We start from the raw sequence: 20,742 nt of genomic DNA, 5'->3' as shown, positions 1-20,742 counted from the left end.
CGTCGCACACGGTCGCGTACACACCGCGCCCTACTCATAACGTCGCACCCACGAGGAGCGTGCCCATGACCGCCCGTCCGATTTCCGAGACCGTCGCCTCGTTGATGCCCCGCGCCCGGGGGGAGCTGGCCGAACTGGTGGCGTTCCAGTCGGTGGCGGACCCGGCGGTGTTCCCGAGGAGCGAGTGCGAGGCGGCGGCGAACTGGGTCGCCGACGCGCTGCGCGCCGAGGAGTTCACGGACGTCGCCCTGCTGGACACCCCCGACGGGACGCAGTCCGTCTACGGGTTCCTGCCCGGACCGGCCGGTGCGCCGACCGTGCTGCTCTACGCGCACTACGACGTGCAGCCGCCGCTGGACGAGCCGGCGTGGATCTCCCCGCCGTTCGAGCTCACCGAGCGCGACGGCCGCTGGTTCGGCCGGGGGGCCGCCGACTGCAAGGGCGGGTTCATCATGCACCTGCTCGCGCTGCGCGCCCTCAAGGCGAACGGTGGCGTTCCGGTCTCGGTGAAGGTGATCGCCGAGGGCTCCGAGGAGCAGGGCACCGGCGGTCTGGAGCGGTACGCGGAGGCGCATCCGGAGCTGCTGGCGGCCGACACGATCGTCATCGGCGACACGGGGAACTTCCGGGTCGGGCTGCCGACGGTCACGGCGACGCTGCGCGGGATGACGATGCTGCGGGTGCGGCTGGACACCCTTGAGGGGAACCTGCACTCGGGGCAGTTCGGCGGCGCGGCCCCGGACGCGCTGGCCGCGATGATCCAGCTGCTGGCCTCGCTGCGCGCCGAGGACGGGACGACCACGGTCGACGGTCTGACGGGCGACGCCGACTGGGACGGGCTCCAGTACCCGGAGGCGGAGTTCCGGCAGGACGCCAAGGTGCTGGACGGGGTGGAGCTGATCGGCACGGGCACGGTCGCGGACCGGATCTGGGCCCGTCCCGCCGTCACCGTCATCGGCATCGACTGCCCGCCGGTCATCGGCGCGACGCCGTCCGTCCAGGCGAGCGCGCGGGCGCAGATCAGCCTGCGGGTACCGCCGGGCCAGGACGCCGCCGAGGCGACGAAGCTGCTCACCGCCCACCTGGAGTCGCGTGCTCCGTGGGGAGCGCGGGTGCGGGTGGAACAGGTGGGCCAGGGCCAGCCGTTCCGCGCCGACATGACCAGCCCGGCGTACACGGCGATGGCGGACGCGATGCGGGACGCCTACCCGGGCCAGGAGATGCAGTCCAGCGGGATGGGCGGCTCCATCCCGCTGTGCAACACGCTTGCGGGCCTCTACCCGGAGGCGGAGATCCTGCTGATCGGGCTGAGCGAGCCCGAGGCGCAGATCCACGCGGTGAACGAGAGCGTGTCGCCCGAGGAGCTGGAGCGGATGTCGGTCGCCGAGGCGCTGTTCCTGCGGAACTACGCGGAGTCGAAGAAGGTCTGACCTCCCGCGACCGCCCTTCGGGGAGGCACGGGGCGCCCCGCTACGCCCTCGGCGAAGTCGCCCGCAGCGTAGATCCGTGCGGCGGACGTACACCGCTGCGTACGTTCACCGCATGGATCTCGTCGAGGTACTCCCCCGGCTGCACATGTTCCGTTTCCGGATCGGTCAGGCCTTTCTCTGGCGCGACGCAGCGGATCTGACCCTGATCGACGCGGGCGACGTCGAGTCGGCCGCCGCCATCGAGAGCGCGATTCGCACGCTCGGCCACGACCCGGCCCGGATCCGCCGCATCGTCCTCACCCACGGCCACCGCGACCACTACGGAGCCGCGCAGGAGCTGGCGGACCGGTACGGCTCCGAGATCATCGCCCACGCGCTGGACGCACCGGTGGTACGGGGCGAGCGCCCCGTACCGGGGCCGGACCTGCTGGACTGGGAACGGCCGCTGTACGAGCACGGGCTGACGTGCCCCGACGCCCCGCCCACCCGGGTCGACCGCGAGGTGAGCGGCGGCGAGGTGCTGCCGTTCGGGGACGGCGCGCGGGTGGTCCACGCCCCCGGTCACACAGCTGGCTCGATCGCCCTCCATCTGCCGCGCCACGGCGTGCTGTTCGCCGGGGGCACCGTCGCCTCCGTGGAGCGGGTGATGCTCGGCGTGTTCAACGTGGACCGCGCCGAGGCGGCGGCCACGTTCCGGCGACTGGCCGCGCTCGCGCCCCGTGCCGTCTGCTTCGGTCACGGCGACCCGCTCACCGAGGACGCGGCCGCGGTGATGGCGGCGGCGGCGAACGGCGCGTGAGGGCGTCCGCGCGGCGGCTTGCCGGGAAGCCCCGGACCCGGGCGCACCGCTCAGCCCACCGGCGCCCCCGCCTCCAGGTTGAGCACCGTCGACCGCTCGCGCGCCCGCAGGGCCCAGCGCAGCCGCTCGTACCGGGTGGGCGGCAGCATCCCCGCGGCCTCCTCCTCGGTCACGAAGCGCCAGTCGCGCAGCTCGGAGCCGGGCAGCAGCAGCCGGCCGGCGTCCTCGGAGCGCAACAGGCCGCCGTCGAAGAGGAAGCGCAGGCCGCCGTAGCCGGGCGGGCAGGGCGGCTCCCAGTCGACGAGCAGCAGGGTGGGGACCCGGGCGAGGCGGAGGCCGATCTCCTCGGCGACCTCACGGATCCCGGCCTGCGCGGGGGCCTCGCCCGCCTCCACGACCCCGCCGGGGAACTCCCACCCCGGTTTGTACGTGGGGTCGACGAGCAGCACCCGGTCCCGCTCGTCGAAGAGCAGCACCCCCGCGGCCACCGTCTCGGCGGTCGGCTCGGGGCTCTGGACGATCGGGCACGGCGGGGCGCTCCCGGTGCGCACGGCGTCCGCGATCCGCTCGGCGGTCTCACGGGGTGTGAGAGCACTGTTGTCGACCACATGGGCGTCCCCGGTGATCCAGCCGAGGGCGTCGCGGTACGGGCCGATGTGCTCGTAGGCCCACCGGCGCACCCGCTCGCTCTGCTCGTCGTCGCCGGGAAACTCCTCGCGGCCCGCTATCCGGCCGCGCAGGATCGTTTCCTCGGGGGAGAGCGCCACATGCCGGACGGGGATGCGCCGGGAGGCGAGCCCTCCGAAGATCTCGTCGCGGTACTCCTGCCGCAGCAGCGTCATCGGCACCACCAGCACCCCGGGCGCCTCGGCGAGCAGCGCCGCCGCCGTGTCCACCACGAGCCGCCGCCAGATCGGCAGGTCCTGGAAGTCGGTGACCTCGGCGAGCCTCTTCTGCGGCAGCAGACCGCGCAGCCCCGCGCCGGTGACCTCCGGGTCGTACAGCGTGCTGTTCGGGATCAGATCGATCAGTTCGCCCGCGGCGCTGGTCTTGCCCGCACTGAACGCACCGTTGATCCAGACGATCACTCGTACTCCAAGAGAGGAAGGCCGCTGAATCGCGGCGGAGCGGATTTCGCGGGGGTCACCTGGGAGACGGAGGGGAAAAGTCGGCGTCCACAGCCCAGCTCCCTCCACCTCCTTCTCCCAGACCCTCTGGAGATACCCAACGATCCGCTCCTCCATCGCAAGGGTCACCTCGCTGTAGGTGCCCTCGACGCCCGGCAGCTCATGGCCCATCCGCTCCTCGACCGCGACGCGCGGATGCCGCCCGGCTCGTCCAGCTTCGCCTTGTGCGAGCCTGATCGAACGTGATCGAGCCAGATCCTGACGAGGGTCGTGGGAGGCCCCGAGTTTCACCCGGTGGCCAGGTCGCGGTGGGGGTGTAGAGCACTGCTGCGGCCAGGGCCATCGTCCGAAGTTTCGTGAAGTAGGAGGCGCAGTACTCCTCGTTGATCAGGGGCACGATCTTGTCGAGGTCGGTGATGCAGCCAGAGGTATGCGATGCCACTGCCGTCGAGTCCGCCGTTCAGTTCTCTCCGCCCGACGCCGGCGACGCCGGCGTCCAGGAGGACCAGATCCACGCCCTGGAAGTCCACGCCGCGGAAGCCGTCGGGGAACAGTGCGCGCAGGTGGTCCTCCCACAGCCGGGCGAGTCCGTCGTCGGGCTGTGCTCCACCCACGTCAGGGGCTGCCGTCCCCGCCTGCTGTACGCGGGTGTGATCCTTCGCGCGCCGGGGTCGGGGAAGGGGAACTCCGCGGCGGCCGGTCAGGCGGCACGAACAGGGGCGGGGAGGGGCAAGTCTCCTGAGCCCACTGCTTCAGGAGGGCCGCGTACTGCCGCGCGCGATCGACGTCGTCGAGGTCCGGGTGATCGCACGAGCTGGCCGATCCTCGCGATGCGCCCGATCGGCCACCGCTGGTCGAGGGCGCAGAAGCTCCCCGTCCTGTCGGTGTAGCCCGCCCTGGGCGGAGAAACCCGGCCGGTGTCTTCTGCCCCGAGCACGTCTCGACCGGTCGTTGCCCCGGTAGGGAGTCAGGGCACGCGGGAGAGCTGCCGCGCTGCGCTGACGGTGCGTCGGAAAGGTCAGCGGTAGGTCGGCATCGGTCCCGATCGCGTCCTGCGATCCGGCCCCGATGCTGTCGCCGGCCGCCCGGTGCCGGTCAGTCGAGCGCTCGGGGCCCCGACGTCGAGGCGCCCGGATCCCAGCCGCGCCGGGGTACGGAGTCGAGCAGCAGGCGCGTGTAGGGGTGCTGCGGTGCGTCCAGTACGCGTCCGGTCGGGCCCGATTCCACGACCCTCCCCGACTTGAGCACCAGCACCTCGTCCGCGATGTGCCGGACCACCGCCAGATCGTGGGTGACGAAGAGATAGCCGATGCCGGCCTCGCGGCGGATGGTGGAGAGCAGTTCGAGGATCTGCGCCTGGATGGAAACGTCGAGCGCCGCGACCGCCTCGTCGAGAACGAGGACCCTGGGCTCCACCGCGAGGGCACGCGCGACGGCCACGCGCTGGCGCTGCCCGCCGGAGAGACGCCGCGGCAGCGCCGAGGCCTCGCGCTCGCCGAGGCCGACCTGCTCCAGGAGCTCGGTGACCCGGGCCCGGCGGGCGGCGGCGTCCAGCCGGGTGTGGAGCCGCAGGACCTCGTCCACGCATCCGGCCGCCGTGATCCGCGGGTCCAGCGAGAGGTACGGGTCCTGGAAGACCATCTGGATCTCCCGGGCCCGGGAGAGGCGTTCGGCTCGGGTGCGGACCCGCGCCGAACGGTCCCGGCCCCCGAGACGGACGGTGCCGGCATCCGGGCGCTCCAGGCCGACGAGCATGCGGACCGTGGTGGTCTTGCCGCTGCCGGACTCCCCGACGAGGGCGAGGGAGGCTTCCGGTGCCAGGGTGAACGACACGTCATCGACGGCGGCGTGGTTCCCGTACCGCTTGCACAGCCCCTCGACGACGAGTCCCTGCGTCGCGATGGTCACAGCGTGATCCCTTCGTCGGCGCGGTGGCATGCGGCGAGTCCGTCGCCGTACCGCGCAAGTGCGGGTGTCTCCTCGGAGCAGCGCGGCAGCGCGTGGGCGCAGCGCGCGGCGAAGGCGCAGCCGGGCGGCGCCTCGGAGAGGGAAACGGGGCGGCCGGGGATCGGCCGGGGGGCCGGTGAGCCCCGTTCGATGCGCGGGGTGCAGGCGAGCAGCCCCGCCGTGTACGGGTGGCGCGGCCGTTCGAACAGCTCGTCCGTGCCCCGCGTCTCGACGATCCGGCCCGCGTACATCACGTACACGCGGTCGCAGATGGCGGAGGCGAGCTCGAGATCGTGGGTGACGAAGAGCAGGCCCGTGCCGCGCTCGGCCCGCAGCCCGGTGAGGATCGAGATGATCTCCGCCTGGGTCGTGACGTCCAGGGCCGTGGTCGGCTCGTCGGCCACGAGCAGGGCGGGTTCGGCCGCGAGCGCCGCGGCGATGACCACCCGCTGGAGCATGCCGCCGGAGAACTCGTGCGGACGGCGGCGCAGGGCGCCCCGCGGGTCGCGGATGCCGACCGCGGCGAGGAGTTCCTCGGCCCGGGCGGCGGCCGAGGCGGCGGGGGTTCCGGCGGCTCGCAGTCCCTCGGTGAGGAAGTCGCCGACCCGGCGCAGGGGGTTGACGGAGGCCCGCGGGTCCTGGAAGACCATCGCGACCTGTCGGGCTCGCAGCACGGTCCGCTCGGCGCGGTTCATGGTGAGCACGTCCCGGCCGGTGACCCGGACCTGTCCGCTGGTGCGGGCGCCCGCGGGCAGCAGCCCGAGAACGCTGCGGCAGGCCACCGACTTGCCGGAGCCGGACTCGCCGACCAGTCCGACCGTCTCGCCGGGCAGTACCCGCAGGCTGACCCCGTCCAGGATCGGCCGGGCCGCTTTGTCGTCCGGCAGGCTGATGCCGAGCCCGTCGATCTCCAGGACGGGCGGGCCGCCGGCCGTTGTCTTCTCCTCGGTCATGGTGTTCACCGTTCCCGCCTCGCGATCCGGTCGGCGAGTCCCTCGCCGACGACGCCGAACGCCACTACGGCGAGCACGATGCACACCGAGGGGGCCAGGGCGGGCAGCATCGCCCCTTGCTGGACGGCCGACTGGCCTTCGTTGATCATGGCGCCCCAGTCGGCGGTCGGCGGTTGCACGCCGAAGCCGAGGAAGGAGAGCGCCGCCAGGTCCATCAGCGCGTACCCGAAGTTCATCGCGGACTGGGCGAAGACGGTCGGGGCGATGTTCGGCAGCAGGTGGCGCAGGCACACGCTCCAGCCGGACCAGCCCTGCACCCGGTACGACTCGATGTACGGGCGGGCCTTCTCCTGACGTGCGATCCCGCGCACCAGCCGTCCCACGTACGGGGTGTAGGCCACCGACATGGCGATCACGGGCGCGGTCATGCCGGAGCCGACGACGGACACGAGCAGGATCGCGAGCAGCAGACCGGGGATCGCGAAGGCCATGTCCATGGAGCGGGACAGGACCGAGTCCGCCCAGCCGCCGCGCCAGGCCGCCACGACGCCGAACAGGGTGCCGAGGAGGGTGGAGACCCCGACCACGAGCAGCGGCCCGAGCAGGCCGGTGCGGGCGCCGTGGATCAGCCTGGACAGGACGTCCCGCCCGGACTGGTCGGTGCCGAGCAGGTGCTCACCGGTGGTTCCGGCCAGCGGCGAGGAGAGGTCGAGGACCTCGGGGTCGTACGGGGAGAGGACGGGGGCGAGGGCGGCGACCAGGACGAGCACGGCGAGCACCGCGACCGAGGCCGTGAACATCGGGCCCTGGCCGAGCGGGCGCAGAAAGCGCAGGCCGGGCCGGCGGCGCAGCGGCGTGGGCGCCGCGCCGGCCGGGGAAGCGGCGGAGGGTGTGGTGAGGGTCATGAGGAGCCTCCCCCCCGGAGGGACAGCCGGGGGTCGATGAGGGGGGCGAGCAGGTCCACGGCGAGGTTCACCAGGACGAAGGCCGCCACACTGATCAGCGTGATCGCCTGCACGACGGCGAAGTCCTTGGCGGACACCGACTGCACGAGCAGGGACCCGAGGCCGGGCACATCGAAGGCGGTCTCGACGATCGAGGTGCTGATGAGCAGTCCGGCGAGCATCGTGCCGCCGACGGTGACGACCGGGCCCAGGGCGTTGCGCAGCACGTGCTTGCGGACCACGGTCCGCGGTGCGACACCGCGGGCGTGCGCCACCTCGACGTGTTCGCGGCCGAGTTCGTCGAGCATCGCCGAGCGGGTCACCCGGGCGAGCAGACCCGCGAAGGTCAGCGCGAGGGCGAAGGCCGGCAGCGTCAGGTGGTACAGCCGGTCCGAGAAGCCCATGGGGGTGCCGCCCGGTCCCGGGAACCAGCCCAGCTGGACGGAGAAGAGCGACACGAGCGCGATGGCGGTGACGAACGAGGGGGTCGCCGTGGCCACGCCGGTGCCGAGGAGCACCGCGCGGTCCAGCGGACCGGGCCGCAGCGCCGCGAGGATGCCACCCGCCACACCGAGAGCGGCGACCAGCAGGGCCGCGTACCCGACGAGCACGGCGGTGCCGGGCAGCCGGGAGCCGATGAGCTCGGTGACGTCCTGGTGGTACTGCGCGGAGCGGCCGAAGTCGCCCCGCAGGACACCGCCGAGCCAGTTCGCGTACTGCACGGGCAGCGGCTCGTCCAGGTGGTACCGGGAGCGCAGGGCCGACACGGCCTCGGGGGTCGCGGGGCGGCCGTGGAGCAGGAACGACACCGGGTCGCCGGGGGCCAGGTGAATGGAGCCGAAGACCACGAAGGAGGTCACGAACAGCACTGTCACCAGGCCGAGGAGCCGTCCGACGAGGTAGCGGGTCATCACTTCGCGGCCCCGATCTTCGCGGCCCACGGGTAGTACAGCTGCGCGATCCCGGTCGGTGCGCCGGTCACCCGGTTGCCGAGGAAGACCGAATAGGGCGCCTCGTACACGGGGATGACCGGCAGTTCTCGCAGCGCGATCCGCTGGAGCTCGGCGGTCCGCTCCGCGCGCACGGCGGGGTCGGGCTCCGCGTTGGCCCGGTCGAAGACGGCGTCGTACTCCGTGTTCGTCCAGTTGCCGTAGTTCCCGAAGTCGCCGGTGCGCAGGTACTGGTAGAACTCCAGTGGGTCGGGGGTGTTGTCGTATCCGTTGGTGATGACCAGGTCGAGTCCGGCGCGCGCGTTCGGGTCGACGAAGATGCTGCTGTACGCCTCCGGGGCGACGGCCTTGAGCTGGACGTCGAGGCCGATCTGGCGCCCCGCGGCCTGGACGGCGTTGGCGACGACGCTGATCTCGGGCGCGAGCGTGCTGGTGGCCAGGGTGACCGTGCGGCCGGTCGCTCCCGCCTCCTGGACGAGTTTCTTCGCCGCTTCGACGTCGTACGCCGGCTCGGGCAGCGTGTCGTAGAGCGCGGCGGTCTTCTCCGGGGCCAGCGCCCAGGCACCGCGTGCGGCGGGGGCCTTGGCCGGTACGCCGATGCCTCCGGCCGCGGCCTTGACGATGTTCTTCCGGTCGAGGGCCATGGACAGGGCCCGGCGGACCTCGAGGTCGCCGAGCGGGCCGTGGAAGTCGAGGACGGCCAGGTTGGACGCGGCGCTGTTGGGGCCGAACAGCACGCTCCCCTTGCCGCTGGCGCGCAGTCGGGCGAGCGAGGCGGAGGGCACCATGTATCCGCCGTCGGCCGTGCCCGAGAGGAAGGCGTTGGACCGGGCGGCGGCATCCTCGATGAAGGTGAACTTCACCTGGTCGGACTGGGGGATCAGCGACCGGTCCCAGTAGGCGGCGTTCTTCTTGAGGGTGATGCTCTCGCCCTGGGTCCACCGGTCGAGGGCGAACGGACCGGTGCAGTTGACCGTGCCCTTGGGGGTGCCGTAGTCCTTGCCGGCTTCGGCCAGGGTGGCCGCGCTCTCGATGGTGCCGGGGGAGGCGGCCATGAGCTCGTTCAGGAGGACGTCCGGCCGGGAGAGCCGCAGGGTCACCTCCAGCGGGCCGGTCTTCTCGATGGCGGTGACGTTCTTGAACGCCGAGCCCCAGGGCGATCCGGTCTCCGGGTCCGTGTGGCGGCCCAGGGAGGCGACCACGTCGTCGGCGGTCATCGTCGTCCCGTCGTGGAACCTCACGTCGGAACGCAGGGTGTAGACCAGCGTCCGGGGGTCGGGCTGGGCGTACTCGACCGCGAGACCGGGTTCGATCTTCATGTCGGGCGTGACCCGCAGGAGCTGTTCGCAGACGTTCGCGAGCACGGTGTTCGGCGGGTAGTCGTACGCGAGGGCGTAGTCGAGCGTGTAGGGCTCGGCGTACAGGGACCAGGTGAAGGAGTCCAGGGGGCCCTGCGCGGGCGGCGAGGTGGCGGTGACCTGGTAGCCGCCGCCGTCGGCGGACTGGTGGGTGGAGGCGCCGGAGCAGGCGCTGGTGGTGGCCGCGAGCGCGGCGGTACAGGCGAGAAGAGTGATGATCCTGGGCGTGCGCATGCAGACCCACCCCTTTACGGGTGTAGTGACGGGCGCTGGGGGATGGAGCGAGTATTCATGCGGGAACGATCCCGCACAAGAGTTTGCGGGAACGGTTTTGCAGAGGTCGCGAGGGTGGCAGCATCGACCCCATGACCGAAGTTTCACGGCATGACGGAGCCCCCTCGCAGCCCGTCCGGCGCATCCGGCTCGTCGACGTCGCCCGCGAGGCGGGACTGTCCAAGACGACCGTCTCGGCGGCGCTCAACGGCACCGGACGGCTCTCCGAAGTGGTACGGGAGAAGGCGCGCGAGACCGCACGCGTCATGGGCTACCGGCCCAACGCCACCGCGCGCCAGTTGCGCACGGGACGGGCCCGGCTGATCGGATACATGGTCGGGGAGCTCGCCGACACCCCCTGGTCCTTCCTCGAGTCTCCGTACTTCGCCAGGCTGACCGGAGCCACCGCCGCGACCGCGCTGAAGCGTGGCTACGCCGTGGTGCTGCTGCCCGCGGGCTCCCTGCAGAGCGAGTGGGCCGGCCTGCCGCTCGACGCGGTGGTCGTGGCCGACCCGGTCGCCGACGACCCGATCCTCGACGATCTGCTCGCCGCCCGGATCCCGGTGTTCAGCGACCGCTCCGTCGAGGGGCGGACGGGTGCGTACTGGGTGGACGTCGAGGCCGGGCCGGCCGTGTTCGGGACCATGGACCACCTCCTGGAACAAGGGGCCCGGCAGCCGGCGATGGTGCTGCCCGGCAGCGCCACCCGGTTCCATGCGGGGGTGCTCGCCGCCTACCACGACTGGTGCGCCGCGCACGGTGTGGCGGAGCGGGTCGTACGCACCGAGGGGCCGGGCAACGGACCGGTCGTACGAGCGGTCGAGACCGCCTTGACGGGCGACGGGGAGGGGGCGGACCCACGCCCCGACGCCCTCTTCGTCGTGGCCGAGGCGAGCCCTCCCCTCGTCCTGGAGGCGGCGCGCCGCCAGGGCTACGAGGTGCCCGGCGATCTGCTCCTCGTCTGTGTGAGCGAGGACGTGACGGCGGAGCACACCGAACCACCGGTGACGACGCTGAGCCTGCGGCCCGACGAGATCGCGGAGGCCGGCATCGAACTGCTCGTGGCGGTCCTGGAGGACGGCCGCCGGGAGGCGGCCGGGGTGCTCGTGCTGACCCGGCTGGACGTGCGGGCCTCCTCGGTACGGCGCCCCCAGGTGGTGCGACACCCTCAGGTGGAGTGAACGAGCCTGCCGCCGACGTAGGTCCGCTCCACCCGGGCCCCGGCGATCTCCTCCGGGGGTGCGGCGAAGATGTCGCGGTCCAGAACGACCAGGTCGGCGAGGTGGCCGGGGCGTAGGCTGCCCGCATCGTCGAGGCCGTTCACATGGGCGGAGCCGGCCGTGTAGGCGGCCAGCGCGGTCGCCAGGTCGAGGCGCTGTTCGGGCAGGAAGACCCGGTTGTCGGCGGCCTCGGGGTCCTTGCGGTTGACGGCGACGTGGATGCCCTCCAGGGGGTCGGGGCTGCTGACGGGCCAGTCGCTCCCGGCGGCCAGGGTGGCGCCGGCCCGCAGCAGATCGCCGAAGGGGTACTGCCAGGCGGCGCGTTCGGGGCCGAGGAAGGGGATGGTCAGCTCGTCCATCTGCGGTTCGTGCGCGGCCCAGAGCGGCTGGATGTTGGCGATGGCGCCGAGCCGGGCGAAGCGGGGCAGGTCGTCGGGGTGCACGACCTGGAGGTGGGCGAGGTGGTGGCGGTTGCCGCGCGGGCCGTTGGCGGCGACGGCGGCCTCGAGGGCGTCGAGGGCCTCCCGGACGGCCCGGTCGCCCAGGGCGTGGAAGTGGATCTGGAAGCCGAGGGCGTCGAGGGCGGCGGTGTACCCGCGCAGCGCCGTCGGTTCGACGAAGCTGAGGCCGGTGTTGGCCGTCGCGCAGCCGCAGCCGTCGAGGTACGGGGCGGTCATGGCGGCCGTGAAGTTCTCGGCGATCCCGTCCTGCATGATCTTCACGGAGCCGGCCCGGAAGCGGCCGTGGCTCAGCTTCTCCCGCCGTGTGACCAGGTCATCGATCTGCTCGGCGCCGCGGTCCCGGTCCCACCAGAGCGCGCCCGTCACCCGGGCGGTGAGCGAGCCGTCCCGCGCGGCGCTCACGTAGGCGTCCGAAGGGTCGGGCTTACCGCCGAACACGCCGAGCAGCGCGTCCTGCCAACCGGTGATGCCGAGCGAGTGCAGCAGTTCCTGGGCCCGCAGGAGGCCGGCCAGCCGGTCGCCGGGAGTGCTGGCGGGCACGAGACGTGAGACCAGTGCGGTGGCGCCTTCCTGGAGTACTCCGCTGGGACCGCCGTCCCGCTCCCGCTCGATACGGCCGTCGGCCGGATCGGGGGTGGCGGCGGTGATCCCGGCGAGTTCGAGCGCCCGGGTGTTGGCCCAGGCGCCGTGGTGGTCCCGGTTGACGAGGAACACCGGCCGGTCCGGGAGCACGGAGTCGAGCAGCTGCCGGGTGGGCAGCCCGCCGTCGAAGCTCTCCATCGACCAGCCGCCGCCGGTGATCCACGCGCGGCCCGGGTGGGTGTCCGCGTACGCACGGATCCGGGCCAGGTACTCCGCGACGCCGACCGTGCCCGTCAGATCGCACTCGGCCAGCTCCGTACCGCCGTAGACGGCGTGGATGTGGGCGTCCTGGAACCCCGGGATCAGCAGCTTCCCGGTCAGGTCGACGACCTCGGTGCGGGGGCCGATGAGCTCCCGCACCTCGTCGTGGCCGACGGCCGCGATCCGGTCGCCGACGACGGCGAGCGAAGTCGCCCGGGTGCGGGCCGGATCGACGGTGAGGACGGGGCCGCGGGTGAAGACCAGATCGGCCTTGGCCATACGGAGCTCCAGACATGAGGCGACGGTTGGTGGAGACATGGAAGCGGGACGGCCGTTTACACGTCAATGGTGTTGACGTAAGGTCGGGCCATGGCCGGACGAGTGATTCCAGAAGGCGGGCGTCGGCGTCACCGACCGACCAAGCAGGGCGCCGTGCTCTCGGAACGGCTGATCATCGACACAGCCCTGCGACTGGTCGCGCAGCACGGCGCGGCGGCGCTCTCGGCGCGCCGGCTCGGCGCGGCGCTCGGCGCGGATCCCAGCGCCCTCTATCGCTACTTCCGCAACACCGACGCCCTGCTCCTCGCCCTGTCCGACGAGCTGGTCGGCCGCGCGCAGGAGGGCTGGTCGGCCACCGGGGACTGGCGGACCGACCTGCGCGCCATCGGGCTGCGCATCCATGCCTCCTACCAGTCCAACCCCCAGGCCGCGCTTCTCACGGCGCACCGCACGACAGGGCGCCCCCACGAGACGCGGGCCGTCGAGACGATCCTCGGCATCCTGCGTTCCGGGGGATTCCCGGACGCCCTCGCCGTTCGGATCTACCACGCCTTCGTCGACCAGGCCCTCGCCTTCGCCGCCCAGGACGCCGCGGCGCTCGCCCTGCCGGATGCGGCCCGGGAGTCGGACGAGGAGGTCTGGCACGCGGTGTACGGCAGGCTGTCGCCCGAAACCCACCCGAACATCGCGGCGACCTTCCCGCTGCTCGCCGCCGACATGCGGGACAGCGGCTACGCCTTCGCCCTGGATCTGATGCTCGGCGCGGCGGCGGCGCTCCGCCCGGCGGCGGACGGTGGCTGAACGACCGCTCCATCCGTCGACGGGTGGCCTCGGACTCCTCAGCCGGCGGTCGACGGTGTGGCCCCGGACTCCTCAGCTGCGATCACGGAGGAGAAGCGGCCCACGGCCGCCCGGATCCGACGGCACGGGAGGCTTATGTCAACACTATTGACCTTGTGCTGTGTCGAAGGTTTTCATGGGCGGCCCCTCGGAGGGTCCTGTGGGGCGGATACGACGCCGTCTACCGGTACGGCGGCCGCGTCCGCGCCGAGCACGACCGGCGGCCCGAGACCTTCGCCACCCTCGCCCGCCACTTCTTCACGACCTTCCCGCAGTTGGAGGGGGTGCGCTTCACCCACAGCTGGGGTGGAGCCATCGACACCAGCACGCGCTTCTGCGTGTTCTTCGACACGAGTCACCACGGGAAGGTGTCCTACGCCGCCGGGTACACGGGTCTCGGCGTCGGCGCCAGCCGCTTCGGCGCCGAGGTGATGCTCGACCTCCTGGCGGGCGAGCGCACCGAGCACACCGACGTGCAGATGGTCCGCCGAAAGCCCCTGCCGTTCCCGCCCGAGCCGGTCCGGTCCCTCGGCATCGGCATCACCAAGTGGTCCATGGCCCGCGCCGACCTCAACCAGGGCCGTCGCAACCTCTGGCTGCGCAGCCTCGACCGCTTCGGCCTTGGCTTCGACAGCTGACGCTCCGCCGCGCCGCCCGCTCCCCGGGGCTTCTACCGGCCCAAGGCCGACAGCCCCCGACCGGTTCGACGGGGACCCGCAGGTCCCGGAGGCCTGCCACTACCGGAGAAGGCACGCGGTCGGCGGCCGCGTCAGCTCATCTCCCGAGTCAGGCGAGGGATCGCCACGTGCGATTCAGTGTCTTCCGGAACTGCTTGACCTCCTCGGCGGTCAGGTCGGCGACCATGCGCCCTTCGAGTCCGCGAGCCGGCTCGGCGTACTCCTCGAGCAGTCGGCGCCCCGCGTCGGCGAGCAGGATGAGGCGCTCGCGGCGGTTGGCGGGGTTGGGTTCGCGACGGATCAGGTCGCGGCTCTCCAGCGCCCGGACCATGTCGGCCATGGACTGGGCGGTGACGAAGGAGTCGCGGGCGAGCTGCGCGGCGGAAACGCCGTCGTGCCGCTCCAGCACGGTGAGTGCGGTGTACTGCAGCGCCGTGACGCCGGCGGGCTTGAGCAGCTCCTCCAGGCGGGCCCGTACCGCCAGCTCCGTCCGCTTGACCAGGTAGAGCAGCGAGGTGCTCACGTTCGTCCTCCCGTGGTGACGGCCCGTTGGGTGCCGCCGGGGCGGCGACACCTACCACCCTAGAGCATTGACAGGAATCCTGTTGATTACTCACACTGCGTTCATCAGGATTCCTGTCGATCCCGACTTGTGTCGCGCTCGACATCCCCCGAACCACTCAGGAAAGGCACCCTCCATGGATCTGCGCGGGAAAGTCGCCGTCGTCACCGGTAGCGGGCGCGGCCTCGGGCTGGGATACGCCCAAGCCCTTGCCGCGGCCGGAGCCGCCGTCGTCGTCAACGACGTCGACCAGAACGCGGTCGACGCCGCCGTCGCCACGATCACGGCCGAAGGAGGTCGGGCGGCCGGCGTCGTCGCGGCGGTGGGCGACAGCGCGGCGGCCGAGGAACTGGTGGACACGGCGGTGCGGGAGTTCGGGCGCCTGGACGTGCTCGTCACCAACGCCGGCATCCTGCGCGACCGCGTGTTGTGGAAGATGACCGACGACGACTTCGACGATGTCGTCCGCGTACACCTGCGCGGCACCTTCACCTGCGCCCGCGCGGCCGCCGTCCGCATGCGGGAGCAGGGCACCGGCGGCCGGCTCGTCCTCATCTCCTCGCCGGCCGGACAGCGCGGCAACTTCGGCCAGACCAACTACGCCGCCGCCAAGGCGGGCGTCGTCGCCATGGCCCGTACCTGGGCCATGGAGCTGGGCCGCGCCGGCATCACCGTCAACGCCGTCGTCCCCGTCGCCGCCACCGAGATGACCAGGACCATCCCGGTCTTCGCGCCGGCCATCGAGGAGGCCGAGCGCACGGGCAGTCCTCTGCCCGACTGGCTGCGCAAGGACGAGGGCCTCGGCACCGTCGAGGACGTCGTCGGCCTGATCACCTTCCTGGCCTCGGACGCCTCCGACGGAGTGACCGGGCAGGCGATCGGCATCGGCGGTGACCGGCTGGCACTGTGGGCGCACCCCAAGGAGAAGGCGGTCGCCTTCGCCGGCGGCGGCTGGAGCGCCGACTCGATCGCCGCCCACTGGCCGGGCGGCGTAGGAGCCGAGACCGAGACCTACGGTATCCCGGCACCCCAGGCCCCGGAGGCATGAGATGGGTGACCTCACGCTCGACCTCGACCAGCTGACCGCCATCGACGTGCACACGCACGCCGAGGTCTCGAAGGACGGCCACGGGGCGCTGAGCCCCGAACTGTTCGGCGCCTCCGAGAAGTACTTCAAGGCCCACGGCCACCGGCAACCGACCATCGAGGAGATGGCCGGCCACTACCGCGAACGCCGCATGGCCGCCGTGGTGTTCACCGTCGACGCCGAACACGCCACGGGGCACCCGCGGATCTCCAACGATGAGATCGCGGAGAGCTGCGCCGCCCATGCGGACGTGCTCATTCCGTTCGCGAGCATCGACCCGCACAAGGGGCGCGCGGGCGCGCGCGAGGCACGGCGTCTGGTGGAGGAACACGGCGTCCGCGGCTTCAAGTTCCACCCCAGCATCCAGGCGTTCGCCCCGAACGACCGGATGGCCTATCCGCTGTACGAGGCCATCGAGGAACTCGGTGTGCCCGCGCTGTTCCACACCGGCCAGACCGGCATCGGCGCAGGCGTCCCGGGCGGTGGCGGCATCCGCCTGAAGTACTCCAACCCCATGCTGGTCGACGACGTCGCCGTCGACTTCCCCGCATTGCGGATCATCCTCGCCCACCCGTCCTTCCCCTGGCAGGACGAGGCCCTCGCGGTGGCCACCCACAAACCGCACGTGTACATCGACCTGTCCGGCTGGTCCCCGAAGTACTTCCCACCGCAGCTCGTCCGCTATGCCAACACCCTGCTCAAGGACAAGGTCCTCTTCGGTTCCGACTACCCCGTGATCACCCCCGACCGGTGGCTGGCCGACTTCGAGAAGCTCGACATCAAGCCCGAGGTCCGACCGAAGATCCTCAAGGAGAACGCCGCCCGCCTGCTCGGCCTGCTCACGGACTGAAGGAAGTGAAGGAAGTGAAGGAACCGAAGGAGTCGTCGTGTTGAACCAAGGCATCGGCTCGTGGCCCACCCGCCGGGCCCGCAGGACCCCGGACCGGGTCGCCATCGTCCACGAGGACCGCTCCTGGACCTACCGCGAACTCCACCAGCGCGTCCTGCGCCTCGCCCGTGCCCTACGGGAGCTGGGAGTGGCCCGGGGCGACCGGATCGCGTACCTCGGGCCCAACCACCCGGCCTTCCTGGAGACGCTGTTCGCCGCCGGCCTGCTCGGGGCGGTCTTCGTCCCGCTCAACACCCGTCTGGCCGCCCCGGAACTGACGTACAACCTGTCCGACTCGGGCAGTGTCGTCCTCGTCCACGCGCCGGAGCAGGCCGGGGCCGCACGCACTGCGGCCGACGAGGCCGCAGTGCGGCACCGGATCGCGCTCGACGGGCCCGACGAGGGGGTCCTTGGTTACGAGGAGTTCATCGCCGGCGGCGGTACCGAGCCCCTGGACGAGAGCGTGGCGCCTCAGGACACCTGCATGATCATGTACACCTCCGGGACCACGGGCCGCCCCAAGGGGGCCGTCCTCTCCCACGACAACATCATCTGGAACAGCATCAACGTCCTCGTCGACACCGACCTCACCGGCGACGAGGTGACCCTGGTCGTCGCCCCCCTGTTCCACACCGCCGGCCTCAACATGACCTGCCTGCCCACTCTCCTCAAGGGCGGCCGGGTGGTGCTGCTCGGTGCCTTCGATGCCGAACGCGTACTGAAGACCATCGAGAACGAACGCGTGACGTACATGTTCGGCGTCCCCACGATGTACGACGCCATGGCCGCCCGGCCCCGCTGGGCGACGACGGACCTGTCCAGCCTGCGTACCCTCAACTGCGGCGGCGCACCCGTTCCCGCACGCACCATCGCCACGTACCTCGCCCGCGACCTCGCCTTCAGCCAGGGCTACGGCATGACCGAGGCGTCCCCCGGAGTCCTCTTCCTGGACAGGGACCAGACCTCGGCCAAGGCCCGCTCCGCGGGCGTGCCGCACTTCTTCACCGACATTCGCGTGGTCCTGCCCGACGGCCGGGACGCCGAACCCGGACAGCGCGGCGAGATCCTCGTCCAGGGCCCCAACGTCATGACCGGCTACTGGGGCCGACCGGAGGACACGGAGAACGCCTTCACCGTCGGCGGCCACTGGCTGCGCACCGGCGACATTGCCCGGACCGACTCCGACGGGTACGCCTACATCGTCGACCGGGTCAAGAACATGTTCGTTTCGGGCGGCGAGAACGTCTACCCGGCCGAGGTCGAGGACGCGCTTCTCACCAACCCGGCCGTCGCCGAATGCGCGGTCGTCGGGGTGCCCGACCCGGTCTGGGGCGAAGTCGGCCACGCCGTCGTCGTCCTCAGACCCGGAGCCCGAGCCGACGAGCACGGCATCCTGGGCCTCCTGCACGGCAGGCTCGCCAAGTACAAGATCCCCAAGTCCGTGGTCCTCACGGACACCCTGCCCCGTACGGCCTCCGGAAAGATCATCAAGCCCGCCGTGCGCAACACCTACGCGGACGGTCCTGCGGACCGCCCCCACCACTGAAGCCCCTCCTGCGGGCCGCACTCAGGGCTGCCCGCATCCCGAAAGGACCTCCATGCCGACCATCGCCGACGGCCTCGAAGACCTCAAGTCCCTCAGTGGAGCCGACCTCGGACGCACCGACTGGCGCGAGATCACCCAGGAACGCGTGAACACCTTCGCCGACGCCACCGACGACCACCAGTGGATTCACACAGACCCGGAGAAGGCCAAGGACGGCCCCTTCGGCGGCCCCATCGCCCACGGCTACCTCACCCTCTCCCTCATCATCCCGCTCTTCGGCGAGCTGCTCACCATCACCGGCGTCTCCATGAGCGTCAACTACGGCCTGGACAAGGTCCGTTTCCCCAGCCCCGTCCCGGTCGGCGTGAAGATCCGACTGCACGGCGCCGTCGGGACCGTGGAGGAGGTCAAGGGCAACGGCGTCCAGATGCCGCTGACGTTCACCGTGGAGGCCGAGGGCAGTGACAAGCCGGCCTGCGTGGCCCGGGCCGTCTACCGCCACTACGCCTGAGCCGCCGGGCTGGACCAGGGCGACGGGAACAGTGCCCACGGCCAGGGGATGACCCGCTCGGCCCGGATCACCTTGCCGCCGGGCGGGTAGCGGGCCCCCGCGGTGCGTGAGCCGGGCGACGAGAAACATGCCCCGGCCGCCCTTGCCCGTCGACTCCGCCCACCGCGGATGAGGTGCTGTGCCGCTGCCGTCGGACCTGCGCGCGCCCAGGACGTCCGGCACGGACGACGGTGCATTACGTCGGCCACCGGATCGTGGACGGCGTAAAGGCGCGTCGAGCCGCTGATCTCCGCGCCGGCGTCGGCCCCGCTGTCCAGCCGCTCGACGAGCTCTTCCCGTCGGCCCAGCACCTCGTCGGGCGGCAGGTCGAGTACGGAGAAGCCGTGGACCGCGGTCCGCAGGCGTCCCGTGGCCGCGGCTCGGCAGCAGGCTGCGGTGTGCGATCAGATCCGCCGGCCCGATTCAGCGACCCCCAGGCGCCCGCATGCCCCTGGCACGGGCGATACCCGACGCCGCGTCGGAACCGAGAAGGTCAAGGACTTCGCGGGCACGGCGCGGCTGGGTGGACGCGGCCGGTACGCCCCCGCTGAACATCGAGCTGATGGCGGCATCGCCCGGCAGCGGGCCGATGACGACGACGCCCGGCAGATCCATCATTTCGCTGTGCTGTTGAAAGGCCAGGTCTGCTCGGCCGGACGACAGCAGGCTGCCTGCGGGCACCCCCGGTGGGGATTGGACAAGCCGGTCCCCGAGTGTGTCGGCGAGATCCAGCCGGGTGATCAGGTCGATGAGGGACGTACCGCTGGGGCCTGTGGAGTAGGCGATCCTCTTCGCGGACAGAAGAGCGGCGCGCAGTTCGGATTCCGAGCCGAGTGCCGGAACCGGTGTTCCCTCCGGCACGGCGGCGACGACCTGGGAGACCCACAGGGGGCGCACCGTACCCCCGAGAAGGTGCCCTTCCTTCTCCAACTCGGCCATTGCTCCGTCGGCGAGCACGAGCAGGTCCGCTTCGGCGCCCTCGCGCACCCGCCGTGCGATCTCTACCCCGCCGGCCGACTCGAAACGCACCGGAATCCCGTGAGCGAGTCGGATGTGTCCGGAAAGCTCGCCCACTATCGGCCGCGTCGCCATAGAGGACAGCCCAGAGATCTCTTGGTTCACGTTGTCTCCTTGGTGTCCGGCAGATGCTACGGCGGCACGGGCGGGCTGCTCAACGCCCGTCTGCGAGACTGCGCGGGTGAGCACAACCCGGAGCACCGCGGCAGGAAAGGTCCTCAGAGTCCTCTCGGCCTTCGATCGCGAACATCCGTCGCAGACACTGTCGCAGATCGCACAGCGCACAGGTCTGGCCTTGAGCACCACGCACCGAGTGGTCGCGGAGCTGGCGGAATGGGGAGCGCTGGAGCGCGGGGAGGACGGGGCGTGGCATGTCGGGCTGAGGCTCTGGGAGATCACCTCGGGATGTCCCCGAACCCAGATCCTGCGTGACGCGGCCCTGCCGTTCATGCAGGACCTCTACGAGGCGACCCACGAGAACATTCAGCTCGCGGTGCGCGAAGGCACGGAGCTCGTCTTTGTCGAACGCATCACCGGGCATCGATCGGTACAGCTGTTGACGGCGGTCGGGGCCCGGTTCCCCGTCGGCTCCACCGGGATGGGCCGGGTGCTGTTGGCACACGCACCACGGGACATCCAGGAGGAGGTCCTCGACTCGCCGCTGCGAGCCTGGACCCCGCACACCGTCACCGACCCGAGGACGCTGCGCGCGCAACTGGACCGGATCCGCCGCGAGCAGGTCTTCGTCAGCGACCGGCAGCTCTCGCATGACACGGTCGCGGTGGCCGCACCCGTGCGGGTCGGCCGGGCCGGGCCCGTGAGCGCGGCTTTGGGGATCGTCGTCGCGGCGCGTGGGGCGACCGGCGCGCGCGGGTTGCGCGAGCCGCTCCTGAGGGCCGCGTACGGGATCTCCGAGGAGCTCGGGCGGCGCGCCCGCACGACGGTCTGACCTTCGAGCAGGCTTCCGCCTGACGGAAACGCCGGCGACCG

Annotated in this window: 18 protein-coding genes and 1 pseudogene; 10 read left to right on the top strand and 9 right to left on the bottom strand. The window is 71.7% G+C overall.

All coding sequences use genetic code 11. The features are described 5' to 3' along the window. The first annotated feature begins 65 nt into the window (after positions 1-65). Both ACGF2Y_RS18400 and ACGF2Y_RS18395 read left to right on the top strand, forming a co-directional pair. On the top strand, positions 66-1,430 hold the full coding sequence (locus tag ACGF2Y_RS18400; RefSeq protein WP_392948295.1) for a dipeptidase: 1,365 nt from the start codon (positions 66-68) through the stop codon (positions 1,428-1,430). Between the two features lie 112 nt (positions 1,431-1,542). After that, positions 1,543-2,229, top strand: coding sequence for an MBL fold metallo-hydrolase (locus ACGF2Y_RS18395; RefSeq protein ID WP_392948292.1), 687 nt, complete (start codon positions 1,543-1,545; stop codon positions 2,227-2,229). Positions 2,230-2,279: 50 nt separating this feature from the next. Here ACGF2Y_RS18395 and ACGF2Y_RS18390 read toward each other — a convergent pair whose 3' ends face one another. The 6 genes from ACGF2Y_RS18390 to ACGF2Y_RS18365 form a co-directional block, all read right to left on the bottom strand. Next, complete coding sequence (locus tag ACGF2Y_RS18390) at positions 2,280-3,317, bottom strand: NUDIX domain-containing protein (protein ID WP_392948289.1); 1,038 nt, start codon at positions 3,315-3,317, stop codon at positions 2,280-2,282. A gap of 1,134 nt (positions 3,318-4,451) precedes the next feature. Continuing rightward, entirely contained in the window at positions 4,452-5,294 is an 843-nt protein-coding gene (locus ACGF2Y_RS18385; protein WP_392948286.1) for an ABC transporter ATP-binding protein, read from the bottom strand. Next, entirely contained in the window at positions 5,261-6,256 is a 996-nt protein-coding gene (locus tag ACGF2Y_RS18380; RefSeq protein WP_392948283.1) for an ABC transporter ATP-binding protein, read from the bottom strand. Before ACGF2Y_RS18380 ends, ACGF2Y_RS18385 begins: the two co-directional genes overlap by 34 nt. 5 nt (positions 6,257-6,261) lie before the next feature. Next, positions 6,262-7,161, bottom strand: a complete 900-nt coding sequence (locus tag ACGF2Y_RS18375; protein WP_392948280.1) for an ABC transporter permease — start codon at positions 7,159-7,161, stop codon at positions 6,262-6,264. Further along, on the bottom strand, positions 7,158-8,111 hold the full coding sequence (locus tag ACGF2Y_RS18370) for an ABC transporter permease (protein WP_392948630.1): 954 nt from the start codon (positions 8,109-8,111) through the stop codon (positions 7,158-7,160). Before ACGF2Y_RS18370 ends, ACGF2Y_RS18375 begins: the two co-directional genes overlap by 4 nt. Next, the gene (locus ACGF2Y_RS18365; protein WP_392948277.1) at positions 8,111-9,742 is read right to left on the bottom strand and encodes an ABC transporter substrate-binding protein; all 1,632 of its coding nucleotides are present in this window, start codon (positions 9,740-9,742) and stop codon (positions 8,111-8,113) included. The genes ACGF2Y_RS18370 and ACGF2Y_RS18365 overlap by 1 nt, the downstream gene beginning before the upstream one ends. Before the next feature lie 131 nt (positions 9,743-9,873). On the opposite strand from ACGF2Y_RS18365, the gene ACGF2Y_RS18360 reads away from it, so the two are divergent. Further along, entirely contained in the window at positions 9,874-10,962 is a 1,089-nt protein-coding gene (locus ACGF2Y_RS18360; protein WP_392948274.1) for a LacI family DNA-binding transcriptional regulator, read from the top strand. Here ACGF2Y_RS18360 and ACGF2Y_RS18355 read toward each other — a convergent pair. Continuing rightward, complete coding sequence (locus ACGF2Y_RS18355) at positions 10,950-12,584, bottom strand: amidohydrolase (RefSeq protein ID WP_392948272.1); 1,635 nt, start codon at positions 12,582-12,584, stop codon at positions 10,950-10,952. The genes ACGF2Y_RS18360 and ACGF2Y_RS18355 overlap by 13 nt on opposite strands. Before the next feature lie 90 nt (positions 12,585-12,674). On the opposite strand from ACGF2Y_RS18355, the gene ACGF2Y_RS18350 reads away from it, so the two are divergent. After that, complete coding sequence (locus ACGF2Y_RS18350; protein WP_392948269.1) at positions 12,675-13,385, top strand: TetR/AcrR family transcriptional regulator; 711 nt, start codon at positions 12,675-12,677, stop codon at positions 13,383-13,385. Between the two features lie 188 nt (positions 13,386-13,573). Next, a pseudogene (locus ACGF2Y_RS18345) lies at positions 13,574-14,062 on the top strand (FAD-dependent oxidoreductase); the annotation flags it as partial. Between the two features lie 148 nt (positions 14,063-14,210). Here the strand turns inward: ACGF2Y_RS18345 and ACGF2Y_RS18340 are convergent. After that, positions 14,211-14,624, bottom strand: a complete 414-nt coding sequence (locus tag ACGF2Y_RS18340; RefSeq protein ID WP_392948266.1) for a MarR family winged helix-turn-helix transcriptional regulator — start codon at positions 14,622-14,624, stop codon at positions 14,211-14,213. Positions 14,625-14,799: 175 nt separating this feature from the next. Here ACGF2Y_RS18340 and ACGF2Y_RS18335 point away from each other — a divergent pair, with 175 nt between their 5' ends. From ACGF2Y_RS18335 to ACGF2Y_RS18320, 4 genes are read left to right on the top strand one after another with little or no spacing between them, the layout of a single operon-like run. Beyond that, positions 14,800-15,711 (top strand): SDR family oxidoreductase, encoded by a 912-nt coding sequence (locus tag ACGF2Y_RS18335; RefSeq protein WP_392948263.1) that lies wholly within the window; start codon positions 14,800-14,802, stop codon positions 15,709-15,711. 1 nt (position 15,712) lies between these two features. Continuing rightward, on the top strand, positions 15,713-16,600 hold the full coding sequence (locus tag ACGF2Y_RS18330) for an amidohydrolase family protein (protein ID WP_392948261.1): 888 nt from the start codon (positions 15,713-15,715) through the stop codon (positions 16,598-16,600). Between the two features lie 37 nt (positions 16,601-16,637). Further along, entirely contained in the window at positions 16,638-18,185 is a 1,548-nt protein-coding gene (locus ACGF2Y_RS18325; RefSeq protein WP_392948258.1) for a long-chain fatty acid--CoA ligase, read from the top strand. A gap of 52 nt (positions 18,186-18,237) precedes the next feature. Further along, entirely contained in the window at positions 18,238-18,696 is a 459-nt protein-coding gene (locus tag ACGF2Y_RS18320; RefSeq protein WP_392948256.1) for a MaoC family dehydratase, read from the top strand. Between the two features lie 462 nt (positions 18,697-19,158). On the opposite strand, the gene ACGF2Y_RS18315 is transcribed toward ACGF2Y_RS18320, so the two are convergent. Next, positions 19,159-19,827 (bottom strand): substrate-binding domain-containing protein, encoded by a 669-nt coding sequence (locus tag ACGF2Y_RS18315; RefSeq protein WP_392948627.1) that lies wholly within the window; start codon positions 19,825-19,827, stop codon positions 19,159-19,161. A gap of 106 nt (positions 19,828-19,933) precedes the next feature. Here ACGF2Y_RS18315 and ACGF2Y_RS18310 point away from each other — a divergent pair, with 106 nt between their 5' ends. Continuing rightward, complete coding sequence (locus ACGF2Y_RS18310; RefSeq protein WP_392948253.1) at positions 19,934-20,701, top strand: IclR family transcriptional regulator; 768 nt, start codon at positions 19,934-19,936, stop codon at positions 20,699-20,701. Positions 20,702-20,742: the final 41 nt, after the last annotated feature.

The sequence above is a fragment of the Streptomyces sp. NPDC048142 genome (genome assembly GCF_043202835.1).
In the GTDB taxonomy this organism is placed as follows: Bacteria; Actinomycetota; Actinomycetes; order Streptomycetales; family Streptomycetaceae; genus Streptomyces.
The sequence above is the reverse complement of the archived record's forward strand: the minus strand, read 5'-3'. Positions and strand labels throughout refer to the sequence as shown.

Excerpts from the sequence above, each read along its gene's own strand:
- ACGF2Y_RS18400 (WP_392948295.1), top strand. The coding sequence starts at position 66 with ATGACCGCCCGTCCGATTTCCGAGACCGTCGCCTCGTTGATGCCCCGC.
- ACGF2Y_RS18395 (WP_392948292.1), top strand. The coding sequence starts at position 1,543 with ATGGATCTCGTCGAGGTACTCCCCCGGCTGCACATGTTCCGTTTCCGG.
- ACGF2Y_RS18385 (WP_392948286.1), bottom strand. The coding sequence starts at position 5,294 with ATGCCACCGCGCCGACGAAGGGATCACGCTGTGACCATCGCGACGCAG.
- ACGF2Y_RS18380 (WP_392948283.1), bottom strand. The coding sequence starts at position 6,256 with ATGACCGAGGAGAAGACAACGGCCGGCGGCCCGCCCGTCCTGGAGATC.
- ACGF2Y_RS18375 (WP_392948280.1), bottom strand. The coding sequence starts at position 7,161 with ATGACCCTCACCACACCCTCCGCCGCTTCCCCGGCCGGCGCGGCGCCC.
- ACGF2Y_RS18370 (WP_392948630.1), bottom strand. The coding sequence starts at position 8,111 with ATGACCCGCTACCTCGTCGGACGGCTCCTCGGCCTGGTGACAGTGCTG.
- ACGF2Y_RS18365 (WP_392948277.1), bottom strand. The coding sequence starts at position 9,742 with ATGCGCACGCCCAGGATCATCACTCTTCTCGCCTGTACCGCCGCGCTC.
- ACGF2Y_RS18360 (WP_392948274.1), top strand. The coding sequence starts at position 9,874 with ATGACCGAAGTTTCACGGCATGACGGAGCCCCCTCGCAGCCCGTCCGG.
- ACGF2Y_RS18355 (WP_392948272.1), bottom strand. The coding sequence starts at position 12,584 with ATGGCCAAGGCCGATCTGGTCTTCACCCGCGGCCCCGTCCTCACCGTC.
- ACGF2Y_RS18350 (WP_392948269.1), top strand. The coding sequence starts at position 12,675 with ATGGCCGGACGAGTGATTCCAGAAGGCGGGCGTCGGCGTCACCGACCG.
- ACGF2Y_RS18335 (WP_392948263.1), top strand. The coding sequence starts at position 14,800 with ATGGATCTGCGCGGGAAAGTCGCCGTCGTCACCGGTAGCGGGCGCGGC.
- ACGF2Y_RS18330 (WP_392948261.1), top strand. The coding sequence starts at position 15,713 with ATGGGTGACCTCACGCTCGACCTCGACCAGCTGACCGCCATCGACGTG.
- ACGF2Y_RS18320 (WP_392948256.1), top strand. The coding sequence starts at position 18,238 with ATGCCGACCATCGCCGACGGCCTCGAAGACCTCAAGTCCCTCAGTGGA.
- ACGF2Y_RS18315 (WP_392948627.1), bottom strand. The coding sequence starts at position 19,827 with ATGGCGACGCGGCCGATAGTGGGCGAGCTTTCCGGACACATCCGACTC.